The following is a 1,880-nucleotide window of genomic DNA, read 5'->3' on the forward strand; positions in this document are numbered from 1 at the left end:
GGTTGAGGAACCACATGCGCTGCTGCGCCAACGACAACGGAACCCGAACCGGACGCACCTGCGCAGTCAACGCCGCACGTGAACCGCCACCGACATGAGAACCCAAACGAGCAGCCAACGCCTCCACCGTCGACGCCTCGAACAACTCCCGCACCGACACCGAAGCATCCAACGCCTGACCCAACCGAGACGTCACCTGCGTCGCAATCAGCGAATTACCACCGAGCGCGAAGAAATCATCATCCAAACCAACACGCTCGACGCCCAGAACATCCGCAAACGTCTGCGCAACAACCTCTTCCACCACCGACGTCGGAGCACGGAACACCGCAACCTGCAACGACGGAACCGGCAACGCCCGACGATCCAACTTCCCGTTCACCGTCAACGGAATCGAATCCAACACCACAAACGCCGACGGCACCATGTACTCCGGCAACAACGAACCCACCGACACCCGAAGATCGTCGACCGAAACGCTCACACCCGCAGCCGGAACCACATACGCCACCAACCGCTGATCACCCGGAGAATCCTCACGAACAACCACCGCCGTCTGCGCCACCGACACATCCGCCAACACCGCAGACTCGATCTCACCGATCTCGATCCGGAAACCACGGATCTTCACCTGATCATCCGCGCGACCCAGATACTCCAAATCACCAGCACTGTTCCACGACGCGACGTCACCCGTGCGGTACAACACCTCGCCGGCATTGAACGGATTCGCCACAAACCGCGTCGACGTCAACCCCGCCTGACCCAGATAACCCCGAGCCAACTGAACACCAGAGACATACATCTCACCCGCGACACCAACAGGCACCGGAGCCAAACGCGTATCGAGCACGAACACCTGCAGACCCGAAATAGCCTGACCCACAACACTCGCCGACGCATCCGCCGCCAACGCAGCATCCAACACACGATGGCTCACATGCACCGTCGTCTCCGTGATGCCGTACATGTTCACCAACGTCGGCGCGAAGTCACCGCGGCGGCCGTACCAATCCGACAAGCGACGCAACTCGAGCGCCTCGCCGCCGAAAACAACCCACCGCAACGACAACTCAGCAGCCCGACCGGATTCCGACGCCAACCGATCAGCCTCGGCCAACTGATAGAACGCCGACGGCGTCTGATTGAGCACCGTCACCCGCTCAGCAGCAAGCAACTCCAAGAACTGCTCCGGCGACCGCGACGTCACATAATCCACAACCACCAACGTGCCGCCGTACAACAGCGGACCCCACAACTCCCACACCGAGAAGTCGAACGCATAACTGTGGAACATCGTCCACACATCGGATTCGTCGAACCCGTACACACCCTCGGTATTCGCAAACAACTTCGCCACCGTCGTGTGCGGAACCTGCACACCCTTCGGGCGACCCGTCGAACCCGACGTGTAAATCACATACGCAACATTCGACGACCGCAACGGCGCAACACGATCCGCATCCGAAACCACCGAGCCATCGAACTCCGACACATCCACCGCGTCGATATCAACCACCGGCAAACCAGCGGGCAACACCAACTCACGCCCGGACCACGAAATCGCAGCCACCGGAGCAGCATCAGCCAACATGAACTCGACACGATCAGCCGGATACGACGGATCCACCGGCAAATACCCCGCACCGGACTTCACCACCGCCAACAACGCCACCACAAGATCCGCCGACCGCGGCAACGCCACCGCCACCAACGACTCCGGACCACAACCCTGAGCAATCAACCTGCGCGCCAAACGATTAGCCCGCACCGACAACTCACCATACGACAACGACTCGCCACCGAACCGCACCGCAACCCGATCACCAAACCGCGCAGCAGCATCATCGAACCACGCCGACAACGTCGAATCCACACCA

1 protein-coding gene is annotated in these 1,880 nt (G+C 60.7%); it reads right to left on the bottom strand.

Annotated features, from left to right (window positions below):
* On the bottom strand, positions 1 to 1,880 hold a 1,880-nt coding region (locus tag G9U53_RS33210; RefSeq protein ID WP_156667390.1), incomplete at both ends, for an amino acid adenylation domain-containing protein.

The organism is Rhodococcus sp. D-46, from assembly GCF_011290655.1.
In the GTDB taxonomy this organism is placed as follows: domain Bacteria; phylum Actinomycetota; class Actinomycetes; order Mycobacteriales; family Mycobacteriaceae; genus Rhodococcus_F; species Rhodococcus_F qingshengii.